The organism is Bradyrhizobium hereditatis (assembly GCF_020329435.1).
Classification (GTDB): Bacteria; Pseudomonadota; Alphaproteobacteria; order Rhizobiales; family Xanthobacteraceae; genus Bradyrhizobium; species Bradyrhizobium hereditatis.
In genome coordinates this window covers 96,676-116,129 of sequence record NZ_JAGKJK010000010.1, presented here as the reverse complement: position 1 = coordinate 116,129, position 19,454 = coordinate 96,676, and the positions used below count along the sequence as shown (strand labels likewise).

Here is a 19,454-nt window from a genome sequence, read left to right as displayed (position 1 = left end):
GCGCCGGGGGGCCGACATGAGCACGACAGAAGCAGCATCCAACAACAGCGCCAATCGCACTGGCGTCTATCTCGCCGTTCTGCAACTCGTCTTCACGCTCGGCTGGACCACCTACGTCGTCTACCTGCCGAAACTTTGCGCCGATGTCGGTATCGCGCCATCGGCGGTCATTCTGATCCTGATGCTGGACCAGGCGATCTTCACGATCACCGACACCGCGATGGGCATTGCCGCCGACAGGATCGTGCCGTTCGTCGGCAGGCTCGGCGTGGTCGTCGGCGGCTTGACTGCGATTTCGTGCGCAGCGTTTGTCGCGCTGCCGTTCGTGGCCGGCACCGGACCCGCCGCGCAAGTCTGGTTCATCGTCCTGATCCTGATCTGGGTCGTGACGTCTTCGGCGCTGCGCGCGCCGCCCCTGACGCTACTCGGAAAATACGCCGCACGGCCGGCAATACCGTTTCTCTCGGCCTTGACGATGCTCGGCTACGGGCTCGCGGGCGCGGTGTCGCCTTACCTCGGCGTAGTCTTGCGCAATCACGATCCGCGGCTGCCGTTTGTGATCTCCGGCGTCGTGTTGCTGCTCACCACGCTCGCTCTGTCCAAGGTCGAGCGCGATCTGGCGCAGGCACCGCCGGTCGCGAAACGGCCGGCGGCGGCAAAATCGCTCGGCGCGGTGCCGATGTTCTTCATCGGCTCGATGGTGATCCTATCGCTCGGCTATCAGCTGCATTTTTCCATCAACAGCACGCCGTTCTTCCTGCGCTTCGCCAAGCCGGACGAATTGCAGTGGCTGATGCCGGTGTTCTGGATCGGCTTCAACATCGCGATGTTTCCGGCGAGCGTCGTCGTCAAGCACCGCGGCGGGCTGATCGTGATGGGCGCGGCAGGCCTGCTCGGCGCACTCGCCGTGCTGGGCGCGGAGATGGCCGGCAATCTCAACATCCTGATCGCGGCGCAGCTCATCGCCGGCGCGGCGTGGGGCTGCATGCTGATGGCCGCCGTCTCGGCGGCGCTCGCGATCGGAGAGACGGGCGCGGAAGGAAAGGTGGTGGGCCTGGTATTCTCCGCGCTGGCGCTGGCAACCTTTGCGCGGATGGCGGCGGTCGCCGGCGGCCTGCAGAAGCTGCCGGAATATGCGCCGCTGTTGCACTGGGCGCCGGTGGCGTGCTGGTCGGTCGCGGGTGCGGGGCTACTGGTGATTGCGGCGTCGCGGATGCAGCGGAGATTGGCGGAGAAGTAGCACGCCCTCATCCCCGCGCAACGGCTTCGCCGTTGTCGCTGGAGGAGCGGCCTTTAGGCCGCGTCTCGAAGGATGGGCCACGGGCCTCATGGTTCGAGATGGCGCTGAAGAAGCGCCTCCTCACCATGAGGATAACTTACGGCTTCGGCGGATGAATGAACGCCCACGGACTCACTTCCGAATCCGTCGGCACTTCCACGGAAATCAAATACGGCCCGCCATCGGCCAGCGCCTTTTCCAGCGCGGGCTTGAACTGAGCGGGCGAGGCAACACGCGCCGCTGCGACGCCGAAGGATTCGGCGAGCTTCACGAAATCCGGATTGACCAGGTCTGACGCCACCACGCGTCCATCAAAATGCTGGCGCTGGTCGCGGCGCACATTGCCGTAGGCGTTGTTATTGAACACCAGCGTCACCACACCGATCTTGAACTGTACAGCAGTCGACAGTTCCTGCACGCCGAACATAAAGCCGCCATCACCAGTGATCGCGACCACCGGCCTATCCGGGTTGGCGACCTTGGCGCCGAGCGCAGTCGGGAAGCCCGAGCCGAGCGTGCCCTGATAACCCGAAGTGATGAAGGTGCGCGGCTCGTAGACCGGAAAGCCGTACCAGGAGGCAAAGCCAACCTGCGACAGTTCATCGGTGACGATGGCGTTCGCAGGCAGCACCTCGCGCAGGATGTTCAGGTAGGCCATCTGCGGCTGCACCTTCTGGATCTCCTGCTGCGCCGCCGCGGTCGCCTCACGGATTTCACCGCGCCGGCCGCTGGTCCTCGTGTAGCCGGCCTTCTTCACGGCGGCGACGAGATCCGCCGTGCCGGCCTCGGCGTCAGCAACGATGGCGGCATCGGAGGCAAGCCGGCGCATCTCGGCAGGATCGATATCGATGCGAACCGATTTCAATCCCTTCGGCTGATACGGCCAGCGGAAGCCGGATGTCGGCAGTTCCGCGCGCGTGCCGATCGCGATCATCAGATCGGTATTCGGCCAGAGTCTATAGGCCGCAGCCATGGTCAGCCCGAGTTCGTGCGCGTTGGAGACGATGCCGCGCCCGCTCCGGAACGCCACCACGGGGGCATCGATCATTTCAGCGAGTTCGAGGATTTCCTCGCGCGCATCGATCGCGCCGCTGCCGACGAAGATCATCGGCCGCTTCGCATCCTTGATCAGCGCGGCGGCCGCCTTGATGCGATCGGGATCGGGCTGCGGCGCGGGCAGGCGATCGAACACCGGGGAAGGGCCGACCTGCGCGCGCTGCGTGAAGACGTCCCACGGCATTTCCAGCGACACCGGACCGCGACGTCCCGACAGCATTTCCTGGAACGCGCGCGACACGACGGAGGGCACCGCATCGGGATATTCGATGCGCTCGGCCCATTTGACGAAGGTGCGCAGCGTCGCGAGCTGGTCCGGCATCTCGTGCAGATGGCCGCGGCCCCTGCCGAGAAACGCCGTCGGCACCTGGCCGGTCAGGCACAGCACCGGCTCGTTGCAGCCGAGCGCGGTGAGCAGCGCCGCGCTGGCATTGAGCACGCCGGGACCGGGCACCACGCTGAACACGCCTGCTTTACCCGATGAACGCGCGTAGCCGAACGCCATGTAGCCGCAAGCCTGCTCATGCCGCGCGCCGATCACCTTCAACTGCGCCTGATGGAAGGCGTCGAACAGCCCGTAGATTTGCGCGCCGGGCAGGCCGAACACGGTATCGACGCCATGCGCGACGAGGCCATTGACGATCGCTTCGCCGCCGGAAGTTGCTTTCATCGTACTATCCACTCGCTCTCAGGAATTGTCAGGCTTCGTCGATCACGCCATTGTTCAGCACGCCGACGCCTTCGGCTTCGACCTCGATGACGTCACCGGGCTTGAGATAGCGCGGCGGGTCGAACCGCGCACCGGCGCCGGTTGGCGTGCCCGTTACGATAACGTCGCCTGGCACCAGCGTGGTGAAGGTCGAGAGATAATTGATGAGGTATCGGAAGCCGAAGATCAACCGCGAGGTGCGGTCGTCCTGCCGCGTCTCGCCATTAACTCGCGTGGTCAAACGAATATCCGCGATCTGGCCTTCATCGGTGTAGGGCACGATCCACGGGCCGAGGCTGCCGGTGGAATCAAAATTCTTGCCCTGCGTGACATTGAACTTGGCGTGCCGCACCCAGTCGCGGATGGTGCCCTCGTTGCAGAGCGTGATGGCGGCGATGTGGCCCAGCGCGTCGCTCTCTTTGATGTGCCGGCCGGCCTTGCCGATGATGATCACCAGCTCGCCCTCATAATCGAGCTGTGCGGATGCACGCGGGCGCACCAGCGGCGTGTTATGGCCGACGAAGGAGCGCGGCGTACGCATGAACATGCTCGGGTATTTCGGCGCGTCCTGACCGTCCTTGTACTCGGCGTTGCGGTCCGGATAGTTGACGCCGATACAGATGATCTTTTCCGGCGAGGGGATCGGCGGCTGCCAGGTGATCGCTTCCAGCGCATGGTCCGGCTGATGCCGCGCGCCTTCGCCGGCGAGCTTCATCAGCGCGCCGGCGGCGATGACTTCGCGCAGCGTCGGATACTCTTTTCCGAAACGCGCGGAGAGATCGACAATGCCGGTATCGGTCACCGCGCCATACTTCTGCGCGCCGTTGACGGTGTAGGTGGCAAGGCGGAGAGCAGCCATATGATCAATCCGCAATGGTGACGTCGGCGACGAAGGCAGGCTCGCGCACGGCTTGCCCGGTGAAGGGAGTGCCTTCCTCGAACCAGGAGCGCGGCGCCGGCGCGCCCCACAGCGTCTGCCGGCGCGGGTCCTTCAGCGACCAGCGCAACGGCTCGTGGTCATGGTCGCCGGTGAAATAGTCGCTGGTATAGAGTTCGAGCCGGTGGCCGTCCGGGTCGCGGACGTAGAGGAAGAATGCATTCGAGATGCCATGACGGCCCGGGCCGCGCTCGATGTTCTTCAGATAGCCGCTGGAGGCCATGACGTCACAGAGATGCAGGATGTTCATCGCGGTCGGCGTCCAATAGGCGATGTGGTGCAGGCGAGGGCCGCGGCCATTGGTAATGGCGAGATCATGGACGTTGCCCTTGCGGTGCATCCAGGCGGCGGCGATGCGGCCGTTCGGCCCGTCCTCCTCGCCATATTCGGTCAGGCGGAAGCCGAGCCGGGCATAGAAGTCGACCGTGCCCTGAACCTCGGGCGAAAAGACGTTAAAATGATCGAGCCGCTGCGGATGGCAGCCCTTGTAGAGGTCGTAGCGGCGCAGCAAATGCGGGCGCTTTTCCATCGTCGCATAGAGTTCGAACTGGAAGCCGGCGGGATCGGTGAACTGCAGCGTGCGGCCCTGGAACGGCTGATCGGCGAAGGCATAGGCGATACCGTTCTCGGAAAAGAAGGTGGCGGCCCTGTCGAGATCGCCGTCATTGCCGACCTTGAAGCCGAGCCGGCTGCAGGCCGCGCTGGACGCTTTCCTTAAGACCAGCGAGTGGTGCTGATGCTCCTCGCTGCCGCGCAGGTAAACCGCCTTGTCGTCAGCGTCTTCGACATGAAGGCCGACGGTGCTCTCGTAGAACGCGCGGCTCTTGCCGAGGTCCACGACCTCGAGCACCGCATGGCTGCAGCGGATGATGTTGAAGGGCGGATCGAAGACGTGGGTCGGAACGGGCATGTGGTTTCCTGTCCTTAAATTGTTAATCCTCATGGTGAGGAGGCGCCAACGGGTCCGCGCGAAGCGCGGCCCGATGACAGGCTCCGCGCCGTCTCGAACCATGTGGCCCGTGGCCCATCCTTCGAGACGCGGGCTTGCGCCCGCTCCTCAGGATGAGGGCAGGCCAAGTCTCTGAATCTTGTGCGTCCCGCGGGCGAGCGAGACGTGTTTGGTTTCCATGTAGAAGTCGAACGAATAGTCGCCGCCATCGCGGCCGATGCCTGAGGCCTTCATGCCGCCGAACGGGGTGGGCAGGTGGCGGACGTTTTCGGAGTTCAGCCAGATCATGCCGGCTTCCAGCGCATCGGCCACGCGTAGCGCGCGACCCATGTCGCCGGTCCAGACATAGCCGGTCAGGCCATACTGCACGCCGTTGGCGATCTCGATCGCGTCCTGCTCATCCTTGAACGGGATCACGGTCAGGAACGGGCCGAACACTTCCTCCTGCGCCACCCGCATTTTCGAATGCGCGCCGGTCACGAGTGTCGGCTGCACGTAATGGCCGCCGCCGGGGCCGTCATGCGGCTTGCCGCCAACTGCGATCGTGGCACCATCCTTTTTGGCGATATCGAAATAGCTGCAGACCTTGGCGAGGTGCCGCTCGTGGATCAGCGGCCCGATCTCGGTGGCAGGATCGAGCGGGTGACCGACCTTCAGCGTCTTGACCCGCGCGGTCAGCTTTTCGATGAATTTGTCGGCGATAGACTCCTGGACCAGCAGCCGGCTGGAGGAGGTGCAGCGCTCACCATTCAATGAGTAGATCATGAAGACGACGGCATCGAGCGCGCGGTCGAGATCAGCGTCCTCGAACACGATCACCGGGTTTTTGCCGCCGAGCTCGAAATGCACGCGCTTCAAGGTGGGGGCGCCCTGCGCCATGATGGCTGAGCCCGTCGTGCTCTCGCCGACAAAGCCGATCGCCTTGATCGCTGGGTGCTCAGTCAGCGCTTTGCCGGCTTCCTCGCCGAAGCCGTGGACGGTGTTGAGCACGCCGTCGGGCAGGCCGGCCTGCTTCGCAAGCCTGGCCAAAAGGTCCGCCGTGACCGGCGACCATTCCGCCGGCTTGTGCACGACGGTGCAGCCGGCGGCGAGCGCCGGTGCGATCTTCCAGGTCGACAGCATGAACGGCGTGTTCCACGGCGTGATCACGCCGACTGGGCCGATCGGCACCCGGGTCGAAATGTTCCAGTGTTCCTCAGAGGGCGTGTTGAGGCCGTCGCGGGCTTCGCCGCATTTATCGGCGAAGAAGCGAAAGTTTTCGGCTGCCCGGATCGCGGCCTTGGCCATGAAGCGGTGGGCCTGGCCGGTATCGATGCATTCGAGCACCGCGATGTCGTCGGCGTGGTCCTCGATCGCGTCGGCGACGCGATGCAGCAGCTTCCGCCGTGCCGCTGCCGATACCTCGCGCCAGGCCTTGAAGGCCTGGGTTGCGGCGCTTGCCGCGCGATCGATGTCCTCGGCGTGGCCGCGCGCGACCGATGCCAGCACCGCGCCATCGACCGGCGACTTCGTCTCAAAGGTCTGCCCGGAGACCGACGGCACCGTCTTGCCGTCGATCATGTGGCCGATGCCTTCACTCTTCAATCTGGCGAGCAGGGGGGCTGCGCGGTCTCGGTTGGCCTGAAAGGCGTCTTTAGGTGTCGCTTTATCCATTGATAGTTTCCACCTTCAGAGCTTCGTGGATGTTGTTGCGTTTCCAGCTTGTTTCCTTGTCGTTGATCTGCATGTCGAACGACAACGCGAACTTCTCGTTCGCAAAGACCGGATCGAGATAGGCCGACAAGGCCTTGAAAATGTGCTCGCCCGCCTTCTTGCGGGTGGCGAGGTCGCGGCCCTCGCCGAGGCGGAGCACCATGTCGAGAAAGGCGTAGTTCTGTCGGCCGTCGGCAATCGCATAGTGCTCGCATTTGATGGCGCGGACTCTGATGCCGCCGAGCGGAAAGATGCCGGTCTCGACTGCGGCCCTGCGAACCAGTTCCACGACTGCGCCCATGTCGACGTGACGATCGAGATTGCCTGAATATTCAATCGTGAAGTGCGGCATGTAGCGATGACTCCGGTCTTCCTCAAGCGTCACGCGAAGTAGCAGCTCACCGAACCGTAGGGGCCATAGTCGGCCTGGATCGTGTCGCCCTTGCGGGTCTCGATCGGGCGGATGAACGATCCCGCCAGCACTACTTGTCCAGGCTCCAGCGCCAGTCCGTTCGGCGCGATCTTGTTGGCAAGCCACGCCACTGACGTCGCGGGATGGTTGAGAACGCCGGCCGCGAGACCTGTTTCCTCGAGCTGGCCGTTGCGGAAACAGAGGGCGCCGATCCAGCGCAGGTCGGCATCCAGCGGCCGGATCGGCCGGCCGCCGAGCACGATGCCGGCATTCGCCGCGTTGTCGGCGATGGTGTCGAAGATTTTCCGGGTCGATTTGGTTTGCGGATCGACGCGTTCAACCCGTGTATCCAGGATCTCCAGCGCCGGCACCACGAAGTCGGTGGCGTTGAGCACGTCGAACATGGTGCAGCCTGGCCCGGCCAGGCGCGACTTCATCACGAACGCGAGTTCGGCCTCGACGCGGGTGCCGATGAAGCGCTCCGACGGGACGAGCCCGCCATCGGTAAAGAACATGTCGTCGAGCAGGATGCCGGAATCAGGCTCGTCGATATTGAGCGCGCTCTGCATCGCCTTCGAGGTCAGGCCGATCTTGTGACCCTTCACGACGCGGCCCTGGGCGACCTTCATCTCGACCCAGGCTTTCTGAATAGCGTAGGCATCCTCGATCGTTATGCCGGGATGTTCGAGCGAAAGCTGGCGAATCTGCGTGCGGGTCTTTTCGGCGCGATCGAGCCGCTCGGCAGCGCTTCGGATTTCGTCTTTGGAAAGGGCCATGGGCGTCCGGCTTGATCAAAAAGCGGGTGCTGAAATTTGTTTAACATGTTAAGTTATCCGGCGCAAACTGATTTGATGCTTGTTGCGGCGCAAAACTTTATCCTTCGCGGGATGGACGATTCCGGAATTAGCGGAACACTGAAGATGGCAGGCAAGAAATCGACGAACGGATCGCGTTCGGAGCAGGAGGGAACGCTAGAGCCCCGCCGCGCGCCGATGCGCGAATTCTCCCGTTCGCTGCCGATGTCGCTTTTGCGCGCGCGTGAAGCCGTGATGCGCCAGTTCCGTCCGTCCTTGCGCAACCATGGCCTGACTGAACAGCAGTGGCGGATCCTGCGCGCGCTGACGGCGGTCGACACCATTGAGGTGACGGAGCTGGCGCGCGTTGCCTTTCTCCTGGGGCCGAGCCTGTCGCGCATTCTCCGCGACCTCGAAGCACGCGACCTGATCGAGCGGCGGACCGCCAAGGCCGATCTGCGTCGCGGCGAGGTCTCGATCTCCTCCAAGGGATTGAAGCTGATCGAGGCGGTCGCGCCGACGTCGGAAGCGATCTACGCCGAGATCACCAATCGCTATGGCGCGCGCAAGCTCGCTGAACTGCAGGACATGCTCGGCGAACTCGAACGTAGCCTTGCCGCGATGGAGGTAGCAGGTGAGGGCGAGGCCGAAGTCGAAGAGTAAGCGCAAATTTGCATGATGCTACCGGCCCGATGCATAGCGGCCGGGCAAATGATTGCAATCATTTGGCTAATGCGATCGGGGCGAGTAGACACGCGCGTGATTTTTCGTTCAAAGTGCCGGTCAAGCCGGTCATCAAAACCGGCGTGGGAAGCGAAGGGTGCCCGCCGTCAGGCAGGCGTCCGGGCAAGGACAGGCTGAAATCCGGACATGGTCACAATCAAAGTCAACAATCTGATCGATTTTGTCGCCGAGGTTTTTTCGCATGCGGAATCTTCGCCCGAAGAAGCCAGACGCATCGCGACCTATCTGACGACAGCCAACCTCACCGGCCATGACAGCCACGGCGTAATTCGCGTGCCGGTCTATATCCGCTGGAAGAAGACGGGCAATGTGGTTCCCAACCAGACCCCCGAGATCGTCGTTGATACGCCCTCGCTCGCCGTGGTCGACGGCAAGTTCGGCTATGGCCAGACGGTGACGCCGTTCGCGGTGCGGACCGGCATCGAGAAGTGCAAGAAGGCCGGGCTGTCGGCGATCGCGCTGCGCAATGCCGGGCATATCGGCCGTGTCGGCGACTGGGCGGAGATGGCCGCTGCTGAAGGGCTGGTGTCGGTTCACTTCGTCAACGCCGCCGGCTCGCTGCTGGTGGCGCCGTTTGGCGGCGTGCAGAAGCGGCTCTCAACCGCGCCTTATTGCGTCGGCATTCCGCGCCTGGGGCACGATCCGATCGTGCTCGATTTTGCGACTTCCATCGTCGCCGAAGGCAAGGTGCTGGTGGCAAGCCGCGGCGGCAAGAAACTGCCGACTGGCGCGCTGGTCGATGCCGACGGCACGCTGAGCGAAGAGCCCTCCGTGCTCTATGGTCCCTATACCCCGGATGGACCGCGCGACCACACCAAGGGGACCGGTGCGATCCGCGCCTTCGGTGAGCACAAGGGTTCGGGACTTGCGTTCATCTGCGAGGTGCTCGGCGGCGCACTCACCGGCACCGGCGCCACCTCCGGCGGCCGGCAGTTCGCCAATGGCATGCTCTCCTTCTACGTCGATCCCAAGGTGATCGACACCAGCAACTTCTTTGATGGCGAGGTCTCGCGCTACACCGACTTCATCAGGGAGACCAAGCCGATCGCCGGCGTCGAGTCGGTGCTGGTGCCGGGCGACCCCGAAAGGAAGATGCGCGCCGAGCGGACGAAGAATGGCGTGCCGCTGCCCGATGATACCTGGGCCGCGATCGTCAACACCGCCCGCGAGGTCGGCGTCAGCGAAGCCGCCATTCAGCGCGCGACCAGCTAATCCACTCCACGAAGTCAAACAATTGCAACGATCACAAAGGGAAAGCGAGCAATGACGTCAAACAATGTCAAAAAAGTCTGGGCCTCCGGCAAGGCCGTGGTGAACGCGTGGCTCGCGATCCCGTCCGGTTTCTCCGCCGAGGTGATCGCGCAATGCGGCTTCGACAGCGTCACCGTCGACATGCAGCACGGCGTGCAGGACTATCTCTCGATGGTTCAGTGCTTTCAGGCGATGAACGGCCATCCGGTGACGCCGATGGTCCGCGTGCCCTGGAACGAGCCCGGCGTCATCGGCAAGGTGCTCGACGGCGGCGCCTATGGCGTGATCTGCCCCATGATCAACACTCCCAAGGAGGCGAGCGACCTCGTTCAGTTCGCCAAGTATCCGCCGAAGGGCACGCGCTCGAACGGCCCGATCCGCGCCGGCCTGTATGGCACCGCCGGCTCGTACCAGAAGACCGCCAATGACGAGATCGTGCTGCTGCCGATGATGGAGACCAGGACGGCGGTGGAGAACATGGAAGCGATCCTCGATGTCGAGGGCATCGATGGCGTCTATATCGGCCCATCCGATCTCGGCTTCTCCTATGGCCTGGTGCCGAAGCTCGACCGCGACGAGCCGGAAATTTTGAAGATCTACGAGAAGATCGTGAAGGAGTGCGGCAAGCGCGGCCTCAACCCGGGGATCCACTGCTCGGGCGCCGAAGGCGCGGTGCGCGCCATCAATATGGGCTTCAAGCTGGTGACGCTGTCGAACGAGGTCGGCCTGATGTCGACCTATGCGAGGATGCAGGTGAACCAGACCCGCAAGGATTCCGGCGGGAAGGCGTAAATGGTCTCCTGTCCCGGACGCGGTGCAGCGCCTCTTGGCGGTGCACCGCAGAGCCGGGACCCAGTAGCAGCGGCGGTGTGTAGGCCCCGGATCAGCAGCGCACCGCTTTCGCGCTGCGCAGCATCCGGGGCACGATAGTTTTGAAGCAAGGAGACACTCCCATGACCAACCCGGCCCCCGTCATCCGCCTGCACCCCGACGACGGCGTCCTTATCGCGCGCGCGAGCTTGCCGCCGGGAATGGTGGTAACCGACGGTGTCACCACGACCGAGCGGATCCCGGCGGGCCACAAGGTCGCAATCAGGCCGATCGCGGTTGGCGAGCCGGTGCGGCGGTATGGCCAGATCATCGGCTTTGCCACTGCGCCGATCGCGCCGGGCCAGCATGTGCATACGCAGAACTGCGGCATGGGCGATTTTGCCAAGGACTATGCCTATGGCGTCGACGTCAAGCCGGTGCCGAATTTCGATCTGCCGGCGACCTTCGACGGCATCCGCCGCGCCGACGGGCGCGTGGCGACGCGCAACTATATCGGCATCCTCACTTCAGTGAATTGCAGCGCCCATGTCGCCGGCATCGTCGCCGATATGTTCAAGAAGAATCCGTTTACCGGCGATAACCCGTTGGCCGACTATCCGAACGTCGACGGTGTGGTGGCGCTGACGCACAAGACCGGCTGCGGCATGACGCAGAACGAGCCGCTAACGCTGCTCAGGCGGACACTCGGCGGTTACGCGCGGCACGCGAATTTCTCTCACGTCATCGTGCTGGGGCTCGGCTGCGAGGTCAACCAGATCGGCGGGCTGATGGAGGAGCAGAAGCTCGCCGGGCGCCTGCGCGCGATGGATATCCAGGAAGTCGGCGGCACCCGCAAGACAGTGGAAGCCGGCGTTGCCTTCGTGAAGGAGGCGCTGACGGACGCGAATAAAGTGAAGCGCGAGCCTGTGCCGGCCAGCGAACTGACGGTAGCCCTGCAGTGCGGCGGCTCCGACGGCTATTCCGGCGTATCGGCTAATCCGGCGCTCGGCGCGGCGAGCGATCTGCTCGTGCGTCACGGCGGCACCGTGATCCTCTCGGAGACGCCGGAGACCTATGGCGCCGAGCATCTGCTGACCCGCCGCGCCGTCAGCCGCGAGGTCGGCGAAAAGCTCGTCGGCCTGATGCGCTGGTGGGAGGAATACACAAGGCGTGAGGGCGCCGAGATGAACGCCAATCCGAGCCCCGGCAACAAGGCTGGCGGCCTCACTACGATCCTGGAGAAGTCACTGGGCGCAATGGCCAAAGCCGGGAGCACCAACCTGGTCGACGTGCTCAATTATGCCGAGCCCATCACCAAGAAGGGTTTTGTGTTCATGGATACGCCCGGCTACGACCCGGTCGCGGCGACCGGGCAGGTGGCGGGCGGTGCCAACATGGTCTGTTTCACCACGGGCCGCGGCAGCGTGTTCGGCTGCAAGCCCGCGCCATCGATCAAGCTCGCTACCAACACCCCGATGTACAAGCGCATGGAAGAGGACATGGACGTCAATTGCGGCACCATCCTCGACGGCGAGGAGACGGTGCAGGAATGCGGCCAGCGCATCTTCGATCTGATGCTGAAGACGGCATCGGGCCAGCCAACGAAAAGTGAGAGTTTTGATTTTGGTGGGGCTGAATTCGCGCCGTGGGTGTTAGGGGCGACGATGTAGTTCTCGCACCGCTTTCGCGTCGCCCCTGTGAGCGCAGGGGCCCATAATCACCGGCTGAAGTTGTTGCGGAAGGTCTCGACCAAGCTGCCATGATGGATAGATCACGCGGTATGGGTCCCTGCGTTCGCAGGGACGACTGCGTTTCGCACTTCGCATAGGCACGCGCTGCCCGTTGTTAGTGCTTGATCCCACCCGGAACCGGTGTTCTGCTTAAAAAAGCCGCTGGAGTCTCCGGATCCGTGTCGATCTACGTCGCGCTACATCACGTCACGCACTACAAATACGACCGACCGATCGATCTCGGCCCGCAAACCGTGCGCCTGCGGCCGGCACCGCATACGCGCACGCCGATCCTGAGCTATTCGCTCAAGGTTACGCCCTCAAACCATTTCGTGAACTGGCAGCAGGATCCGCAAGGCAACTGGCTGGCGCGTTTCGTGTTTCCGGAGAAGGCGAGCGAACTGAAGATCGAAGTCGACTTCACCGCTCAGATGACGGTGGTCAATCCCTTCGATTTCTTTGTCGAGCCTTATGCCAATTCCTTTCCATTTGATTACACCGCCGATCTCAAGACTGAGCTTGCGCCCTATCTCGTGACGACGGAGCAGGGACCGCTGTTCGCAGCCCACTTGAAGGAGATTCCGCGCGAGGCCGACAGTTCAGTCAATTTCCTGGTCGAGCTCAATGCCAAGCTTGCGAAGAAGATCAGATATCTCATCCGGATGGAGCCGGGCGTTCAGACGCCGGAGGAGACGCTGGCCCGCGGCGCCGGCTCGTGCCGCGATTCCGCGTGGCTGTTGATCCAGACCTTGCGGCATCTCGGTCTCGCCGCGCGCTTTGTCTCCGGCTACCTCATTCAGCTGCGTCCCGACATTGATCCGGAAGGCCGGCGCGAGGTCGAGAATGATTTCACCGATCTGCACGCCTGGGCCGAGGTCTATCTGCCCGGCGCGGGCTGGATCGGGTTCGACGTCACCTCGGGCATGCTGACGGGCGAGGGGCATATCCCGGTCGCCGCCACGCCGCATTATCGCTCGGCAGCGCCGGTCTCCGGCAGCGCCGGCTTCGCCAATGTCGATTTCGGCTTCGAGATGAACGTGAAGCGCATCCGCGAGGCGCCGCGGATCACGCGGCCGTTCTCCGACGAATCCTGGGCGCGGCTCGATGCGCTCGGCGAGCAGGTCGATGCCGATCTCAGGCGCGATGACGTGCGCCTGACGATGGGTGGCGAGCCGACCTTCGTCTCTGTCGACGATCTGGAATCGCCGGAATGGAATATTGCCGCCGTCGGTCCGACCAAACAGGCGCTGGCAGACGAGCTGATCCGCAAGTTGCGCACGCGTTTCGCGCCGGGCGGGTTATTACATTACGGACAGGGCAAATGGTATCCGGGCGAAAGCCTGCCGCGCTGGGCGTTCGGCCTCTATTGGCGCAAGGACGGCGTGCCGATCTGGAAGAATGCCGAACTGATCGCGAAGATCGATAGCCCGCGCAAGACGTTAATCGAAGACGCCAAAGCTTTTATGGAAGCGACGGCCAAGCGGCTCGGCCTCGACATCCTCTATGTGATGCCGGCCTATGAAGATCCCGTGCACTGGTTGCAGAAGGAAGCCGCTCTTCCCGTCAACGTCGATCCGACCGAATCCAAACTAGCCGACGCCGAAGAGCGGGCGCGCATGGCGCGGGTGTTCGATGAGGGGCTCGATAAGCCGCGCGGCTTTGTGCTGCCGATCGAGCACGCCGAGGCCGACGGCTCCGGCTGGATCAGCGAGCGATGGCAGCTTCGGCGCAGCCATCTGTTCCTGATCCCGGGCGATTCCCCACTCGGGCTACGGCTGCCGATGGCATCGCTGCCGCACGTTCCGCCGGAAGAATATCCCTATGTCGTCGAGCAGGATCCGATGGAGGCGCGGCAGGAGCTTGCGGACGAGGACAGGGCGGCGGGCGGGAAACGGCTGAAAGCGAGGTCGAAGCCGAAGCCGGTGCGCACGGCTGCTGCAGTCGAAATCCGTGATGGCGCGCTGTGCGTGTTCATGCCGCCGGTCGAGAAGGTCGAACATTACCTCGATCTGATCGCGGTGGTGGAGGCGACTGCCGAAGAGATGCAGATGTCGGTTCATGTCGAGGGTTATGGGCCGCCTTATGATCCGCGCATCGAAGTCATCAAGGTGACGCCTGATCCCGGCGTGATCGAGGTCAACGTGCAGCCGGCGCAAAGCTGGCGCGAGGCGGTCGATATCACCTTCGGCCTATATGAGGATGCCGCGAAAGTCCGGCTCGGGGCCAACCGTTTTCTGGTCGACGGCCGCCACACCGGCACCGGCGGCGGCAACCACGTCGTGGTCGGTGGCTCGACGCCGCAGGATTCGCCGTTCCTGCGCCGGCCCGATCTGCTCAAGAGCCTTGTGCTGTACTGGCAGCGCCATCCCTCGCTGTCCTACTTCTTCTCCGGCATGTTCATCGGCCCGACCAGCCAGGCGCCGCGCATCGACGAGGCGCGGCATGACGGTCTCTATGAGCTGGAGATCGCGCTCGCGCACGTGCCGCCGCCGGATATCGAGGCGCCGCTATGGCTGGCCGATCGGCTGTTCCGGCATATCCTGGTCGATATAACCGGCAACACCCACCGCGCCGAAATCTGCATCGACAAGCTCTATTCGCCCGATGGCCCGACCGGCCGCCTCGGGCTGGTCGAATTTCGCGCGCTCGAAATGCCGCCCGACCCGCGGATGTCGCTGGCGCAGCAACTGCTGATCCGCGCGCTAATCGCAAAGCTGTGGCGCGAACCGCAGCAGGGCAAGTTCGTACGCTGGGGCACCGCGCTGCACGACCGCTTCATGCTGCCGCATTTCCTCTGGGAGGATTTTCTCGGTGTGCTCGATGAACTCAGGCTATCAGGCTACGAGTTCTCGCCGGAATGGTATCAGGCCCAGCTCGAATTCCGCTTTCCGGCGTTTGGCCGCGTCCATCATGGCGGCGTCGCGCTGGAATTGCGTCAGGCGCTGGAGCCTTGGCACGTGCTCGGCGAAGAGGGTTCGGCCGGCGGCACCGTGCGCTATGTCGATTCTTCCGTCGAGCGGCTGCAGGTCAAGGCGACCGGCTTCGTCGAGGGACGTCATGTCGTCACCTGCAACGGCAGGCGGATGCCGATGACGCCGACCGGCCGCTCCGGCGAGGCGGTTGCGGCGGTCCGCTTCAAGGCATGGCAACCGGCCTCGGGGCTGCACCCGACCATCCCGGTCCATACGCCCCTGACATTTGACCTGATCGATACCTGGAACGGCCGCTCGCTCGGCGGCTGCGTCTACCACGTCGCCCATCCCGGCGGCCGCAACTACGACACCAAGCCGGTCAATTCCTATGAGGCGGAGGCGCGGCGGCTGGCCCGGTTTCAGGATCACGGCCACACCCCGGGCAAAATCGAGGCGCCACCCGAGGAACGCAGCATTGAATTCCCCTTGACGCTCGACTTGAGGACGCCGCTCCTGCCATAGCGAATTGCGGCGAAAAACGCCTCAAAAAATAGGAGGCCGCGATTGCAATTCTGATTTAATCAGGAGCTCGCCTCCAGGGAGTCGGAATGACAGGCCAAGGCAACAGTCAAGGCAACCATCAGGAAAGCAAGGCCCGTCCGGGCCAGCGCCGGATGGCGCAATGGACGCGCGACTATGCGCGGCTGCCCGGCATTCCCGACGAGTATATTGGGCCGGACGGCGCGCCGCGGGCGGCCTGGGCCCGCTTCTTCGATGCCTTTGCCGCACTCTCGCCTGTTGATATCGAGCGGCGCTTCGCCTCCGCCGACCGCCACCTGCGGGAAGCCGGCGTCACCTATCGCGCGCCCGGCGAAACCGCCGACCGGCTGTGGCCGCTCAGCCATCTGCCTCTGATCATCGACGAGGGTGATTGGCAGCAGCTGACGACCGGCATCGCGCAGCGCGCGCAATTGCTCGAAATGGTGCTGCGCGATCTCTACGGCGAGGGCCGGCTGGTCGCCGATGGCGCGGTGCCGGCGGCTGCGATTGCCGGCAGCAGTGAATATCTGCGCGCGGTTTGCGGCGTCAAACCGCCGGGCAACCGCTATTTGCATTTCTATGCCGCCGATGTCGGGCGCGGCCCGGACGGGCGCTGGTGGGTGCTCAACGATCGCACGCAGGCGCCGTCGGGCGCCGGCTACGCGCTGGAAAACCGCCTGGTGCTGTCGCGCGCCTTTTCCAGTCTCTACAAGTCGATGAATGTCGAGCGCGTCGCGCCGTTCTTTGAGGCGTTCCGCGACGCGCTGCGCGCCAGCGCCGACCGCGACGAGCCGCGGATCGGACTGTTGACGCCGGGTGCCTTCAGCGAAACCTATTTCGAGCACGCGACGCTGGCGCGCTATCTCGGCTTTCTGCTGGTCGAAGGGGACGATCTCGCCGTCAGCGGCGACCGCATCCATATTCGCACCGTCGCCGGCCTGAAGCGGCTCGACGTGTTGCTGCGCCGGGTCGATTCCAATTTCCTCGATCCGCTGGAGCTCGATGCGTCGTCACACCTCGGCGTGCCCGGGCTGATCGATGTATTGCGCAAGGGCGGCGTGGTGGTCGCCAACATGCCGGGTTCGGGCGTGCTGGAATCGCGAGCGCTTCTCGGATTTTTGCCAAGCCTGTGCTGGCGCCTGCTCGGCGAGACCTTGATCATGCCGCACATCGCGACCTGGTGGTGCGGGCAGAAATCGGCGCGCGATGAAGTGCTGTCGCGGATCGAGGATTTCGCAATCGAGGGCGCTTACGGCCGGGCCGTTCCTGGCTTTTCCAGTCATGGGCCCGTGCTTGCCGGCGAGTTGCCGCCCGCCGAGCGTGACCGGCTCCGCCAGGCGATCATCGATCGCGGCATCGATTATGTGGGCCAGGAGCTGGTGCGGCTGTCGACGACGCCGGTGTGGGAAGCGGGGCGACTCACGCCGCGTCCATTCGTGCTGCGGGTATTTGCCGCCGCGACGCCGAATGGCTGGACCATCATGCCCGGCGGTTTCTGCCGGATCGCCGAGCAGGCCGATGCCCGCGCGGTGTCGATGGGCGACGGGGCGCGGTCGGCGGATGTCTGGGTGGTCTCCGACAAAGCGGTCGAATCGGCGACGCTCTTGCCGGCGGCAGACACGGTGCGGATCAGGCGGATCGCAGGCGTCGTGCCGAGCCGCGCAGCGGACAATCTGTTTTGGCTCGGCCGCTATCTCGAGCGCGCCGAGGCGACGCTGCGGCTGATCCGCGCGCTCGGCACCTCGACGCGCAATCCGGCCGACGGCGCTTCCACGGCGCTCCCTTCGGTCGAGCGCATTCAACGGATTCTGGTGAGCTGGGGCGCCACGTCGCAAACGACGCGGACCAATCCGGCACGGGTGATCGCGGAGGCGTTGCAGAGCGAGGAGAAGTTTGGCTCGGCCCTCTCGTTGGTGAGGTCGGTGCAGCGGACCGCGAGCTCGCTGCGCGAGCGGCTTTCGCCCGACGCCTGGCAGATCATCACCGAGATGGTGGAGCGCCTCGCGCTGCAGGTCGATGACGACGACGGCATCGTCAGCGCCGCCGAACTGACGCTGCAGGAGCTGGCGAGCATCGCGGGCCTGGCGCAGGAAAACATGAACCGCGCCGCCGGCTGGCGCTTCCTCGACATGGGGCGCCGCGCCGAGCGCGGCATCAACACCGTGCGGTTCGCGCGGCAATTTGCTTATGACGAAGCAGGCGAGGAAGACCTCGACATGCTGCTGACGCTGGTAGACTGCCAGATCACCTATCGCTCGCGCTATCTGGTCGGCCCGGCGCTGGCGCCGGTGCGTGATCTCGCGGTGCTCGACCCCTACAACCCGCGCTCGGTCGCGTTTCAGGTCGCTTCGCTCAACGACCACATCGCCGCGCTCCCGAGCCTGAAGGAATATGGCCTGATCGAGCGGCCGCAACGGCTGGCAGTGGCATTGCAGGCGACGCTGACCACGGCGGAGGCCGCGACACTGGATGTCACAAGCCTGTTCTCGCTCGAACAGGCGCTGCTCAATCTCGCCGATGCCATCGGCCAGCATTACTTCCCGCACGGCCCGCATGCGAGCCGGCCGGAGAAGCTGACGGGTCTTGCGTGATCTACGATATCAGGCACGTCACGACCTACGCTTACGACAGCCCGGTGAGTTTTGCGCGGTGCTCGCTGCGGCTGGAGCCGCGCAGCGGCGACGGGCAACAACTGATTTCACATACGGTCGAGATTCGGCCGCGACCAGCCGAACGTAACGCGCGGCGGGATTTCTTCGGCACCCATACCGAGAGCGTGCTGATCGAGGCTGCACATCGCAACCTGCGCATCGATTCCCGCTCGCGCGTTTCGCTCTCGCGCAAGGCGATTGACCGCGCCGCGCCGAGCCCGCCATGGGAAGATATCCGCGACGCAGCGTTCGAATCCAACAGCCTCGGCCCCATGTCGCCGGTCGGCTACGTCTTTGCGAGTTCGCTGGTGCCTGTGCAGGCGTCGGTCACGGCCTATGCAGCTACGAGCTTTCCGCCGGGCCATGGCATCGTCGCAGGTGCCGCTGATCTGATGCGTCGGATTCGCAGCGACTTCAGATATGATTCCAAGGCAACGGTAATTTCCACGCCGCTCCGCGAAATATTCGAGAAGCGGCATGGCGTGTGCCAGGACTTTGCCCATGTGATGATTGCGGGCCTGCGCGGGCTCGGACTGCCGGCTGCCTATGTCAGCGGCTATCTGCGCACCATCCCCCCGCCAGGGCAGCCGCGCCTGCAGGGCGCCGACGCCACCCACGCCTGGGTATCGGTATGGTGCGGCGGCGAGCTCGGCTGGATCGGGTTCGATCCGACGAATGATCTTATCGTCGAGAACGACCACATCATTCTGGCGGTCGGCAGAGACTTTGCCGACGTCTCCCCGGTCGACGGCATCATCGTGGGGTCACGCAAGCAGAAGCTCAGCGTTGCGGTGGACGTGCTGCTGGTGGAGTGAGGTGCTAAGGCTAACCACGGTGAAACTGCGCTCCCTCTCCCGCTTGCGGGGGAGGGCTGGGGTGGGGGTGCCGCCGCGAGTCATACTGCCCGTGTGGAGAGAGTTTCCCCCACCCGGATCGCATCTCACGATGCGCTCCGACCTTCCCCGCAAGCGGGAGAGGTTAGGCCACC

General features: G+C 64.3%; 14 protein-coding genes. 8 read left to right on the top strand and 6 right to left on the bottom strand.

Going from position 1 to position 19,454, the window contains the following annotated elements; all coding sequences use genetic code 11:
- Positions 1–16 precede the first annotated feature (16 nt).
- Positions 17–1,240 (top strand): MFS transporter, encoded by a 1,224-nt coding sequence (locus J6524_RS23275; protein WP_225674823.1) that lies wholly within the window; start codon positions 17–19, stop codon positions 1,238–1,240.
- A gap of 136 nt (positions 1,241–1,376) precedes the next feature.
- On the opposite strand, the gene J6524_RS23270 is transcribed toward J6524_RS23275, so the two are convergent.
- From J6524_RS23270 to hpaH, 6 genes are all read right to left on the bottom strand, one after another.
- Positions 1,377–3,005, bottom strand: coding sequence for a thiamine pyrophosphate-dependent enzyme (locus J6524_RS23270; protein WP_225674821.1), 1,629 nt, complete (start codon positions 3,003–3,005; stop codon positions 1,377–1,379).
- Between the two features lie 28 nt (positions 3,006–3,033).
- Positions 3,034–3,903 (bottom strand): fumarylacetoacetate hydrolase family protein, encoded by an 870-nt coding sequence (locus J6524_RS23265; RefSeq protein WP_225674819.1) that lies wholly within the window; start codon positions 3,901–3,903, stop codon positions 3,034–3,036.
- 4 nt (positions 3,904–3,907) lie between these two features.
- Positions 3,908–4,891, bottom strand: a complete 984-nt coding sequence (gene hpaD / locus J6524_RS23260; RefSeq protein WP_225674817.1) for a 3,4-dihydroxyphenylacetate 2,3-dioxygenase — start codon at positions 4,889–4,891, stop codon at positions 3,908–3,910.
- A gap of 147 nt (positions 4,892–5,038) precedes the next feature.
- Positions 5,039–6,583 carry a 5-carboxymethyl-2-hydroxymuconate semialdehyde dehydrogenase gene (gene hpaE, locus J6524_RS23255; protein WP_225674815.1) on the bottom strand — a complete coding sequence of 515 codons (1,545 nt, stop codon included), beginning with the start codon at positions 6,581–6,583 and terminating at the stop codon, positions 5,039–5,041.
- On the bottom strand, positions 6,576–6,974 hold the full coding sequence (locus tag J6524_RS23250; RefSeq protein ID WP_225674813.1) for a 5-carboxymethyl-2-hydroxymuconate Delta-isomerase: 399 nt from the start codon (positions 6,972–6,974) through the stop codon (positions 6,576–6,578). The genes hpaE and J6524_RS23250 overlap by 8 nt, the downstream gene beginning before the upstream one ends.
- Positions 6,975–7,003: 29 nt before the next feature.
- A complete protein-coding gene (hpaH, locus tag J6524_RS23245; protein ID WP_225674811.1) occupies positions 7,004–7,810 on the bottom strand; it encodes a 2-oxo-hept-4-ene-1,7-dioate hydratase in 807 nt (268 codons plus the stop codon).
- A 216-nt stretch (positions 7,811–8,026) separates the two neighbouring features.
- On the opposite strand from hpaH, the gene hpaR reads away from it, so the two are divergent.
- From hpaR to J6524_RS23210, 7 genes are all read left to right on the top strand, one after another.
- Complete coding sequence (gene hpaR, locus J6524_RS23240) at positions 8,027–8,491, top strand: homoprotocatechuate degradation operon regulator HpaR (RefSeq protein ID WP_376712069.1); 465 nt, start codon at positions 8,027–8,029, stop codon at positions 8,489–8,491.
- 207 nt (positions 8,492–8,698) lie between these two features.
- Positions 8,699–9,784: a malate/lactate/ureidoglycolate dehydrogenase gene (locus tag J6524_RS23235; protein ID WP_225674807.1), complete on the top strand. Its 1,086-nt coding sequence runs from the start codon at positions 8,699–8,701 to the stop codon at positions 9,782–9,784.
- A 51-nt stretch (positions 9,785–9,835) separates the two neighbouring features.
- The gene (locus tag J6524_RS23230; RefSeq protein WP_225674804.1) at positions 9,836–10,615 is read left to right on the top strand and encodes an HpcH/HpaI aldolase family protein; all 780 of its coding nucleotides are present in this window, start codon (positions 9,836–9,838) and stop codon (positions 10,613–10,615) included.
- Between the two features lie 161 nt (positions 10,616–10,776).
- Positions 10,777–12,303: a D-arabinonate dehydratase gene (locus J6524_RS23225; protein WP_225674802.1), complete on the top strand. Its 1,527-nt coding sequence runs from the start codon at positions 10,777–10,779 to the stop codon at positions 12,301–12,303.
- Positions 12,304–12,542: 239 nt separating this feature from the next.
- The gene (locus J6524_RS23220; protein WP_225674800.1) at positions 12,543–15,797 is read left to right on the top strand and encodes a transglutaminase family protein; all 3,255 of its coding nucleotides are present in this window, start codon (positions 12,543–12,545) and stop codon (positions 15,795–15,797) included.
- A gap of 86 nt (positions 15,798–15,883) precedes the next feature.
- A complete protein-coding gene (locus J6524_RS23215; RefSeq protein WP_225674798.1) occupies positions 15,884–18,406 on the top strand; it encodes a circularly permuted type 2 ATP-grasp protein in 2,523 nt (840 codons plus the stop codon).
- Complete coding sequence (locus tag J6524_RS23210) at positions 18,403–19,281, top strand: transglutaminase family protein (RefSeq protein ID WP_225674796.1); 879 nt, start codon at positions 18,403–18,405, stop codon at positions 19,279–19,281. Before J6524_RS23215 ends, J6524_RS23210 begins: the two co-directional genes overlap by 4 nt.
- Positions 19,282–19,454 lie beyond the last annotated feature (173 nt).

Bases quoted from the DNA above. Each gene is read 5' to 3' on its own strand.
- J6524_RS23275 (WP_225674823.1), top strand. From the start codon at position 17: ATGAGCACGACAGAAGCAGCATCCAACAACAGCGCCAATCGCACTGGC.
- J6524_RS23270 (WP_225674821.1), bottom strand. From the start codon at position 3,005: ATGAAAGCAACTTCCGGCGGCGAAGCGATCGTCAATGGCCTCGTCGCG.
- J6524_RS23265 (WP_225674819.1), bottom strand. From the start codon at position 3,903: ATGGCTGCTCTCCGCCTTGCCACCTACACCGTCAACGGCGCGCAGAAG.
- hpaD (WP_225674817.1), bottom strand. From the start codon at position 4,891: ATGCCCGTTCCGACCCACGTCTTCGATCCGCCCTTCAACATCATCCGC.
- hpaE (WP_225674815.1), bottom strand. From the start codon at position 6,583: ATGGATAAAGCGACACCTAAAGACGCCTTTCAGGCCAACCGAGACCGC.
- J6524_RS23250 (WP_225674813.1), bottom strand. From the start codon at position 6,974: ATGCCGCACTTCACGATTGAATATTCAGGCAATCTCGATCGTCACGTC.
- hpaH (WP_225674811.1), bottom strand. From the start codon at position 7,810: ATGGCCCTTTCCAAAGACGAAATCCGAAGCGCTGCCGAGCGGCTCGAT.
- hpaR (WP_376712069.1), top strand. From the start codon at position 8,027: ATGCGCGAATTCTCCCGTTCGCTGCCGATGTCGCTTTTGCGCGCGCGT.
- J6524_RS23235 (WP_225674807.1), top strand. From the start codon at position 8,699: ATGGTCACAATCAAAGTCAACAATCTGATCGATTTTGTCGCCGAGGTT.
- J6524_RS23230 (WP_225674804.1), top strand. From the start codon at position 9,836: ATGACGTCAAACAATGTCAAAAAAGTCTGGGCCTCCGGCAAGGCCGTG.
- J6524_RS23225 (WP_225674802.1), top strand. From the start codon at position 10,777: ATGACCAACCCGGCCCCCGTCATCCGCCTGCACCCCGACGACGGCGTC.
- J6524_RS23215 (WP_225674798.1), top strand. From the start codon at position 15,884: ATGACAGGCCAAGGCAACAGTCAAGGCAACCATCAGGAAAGCAAGGCC.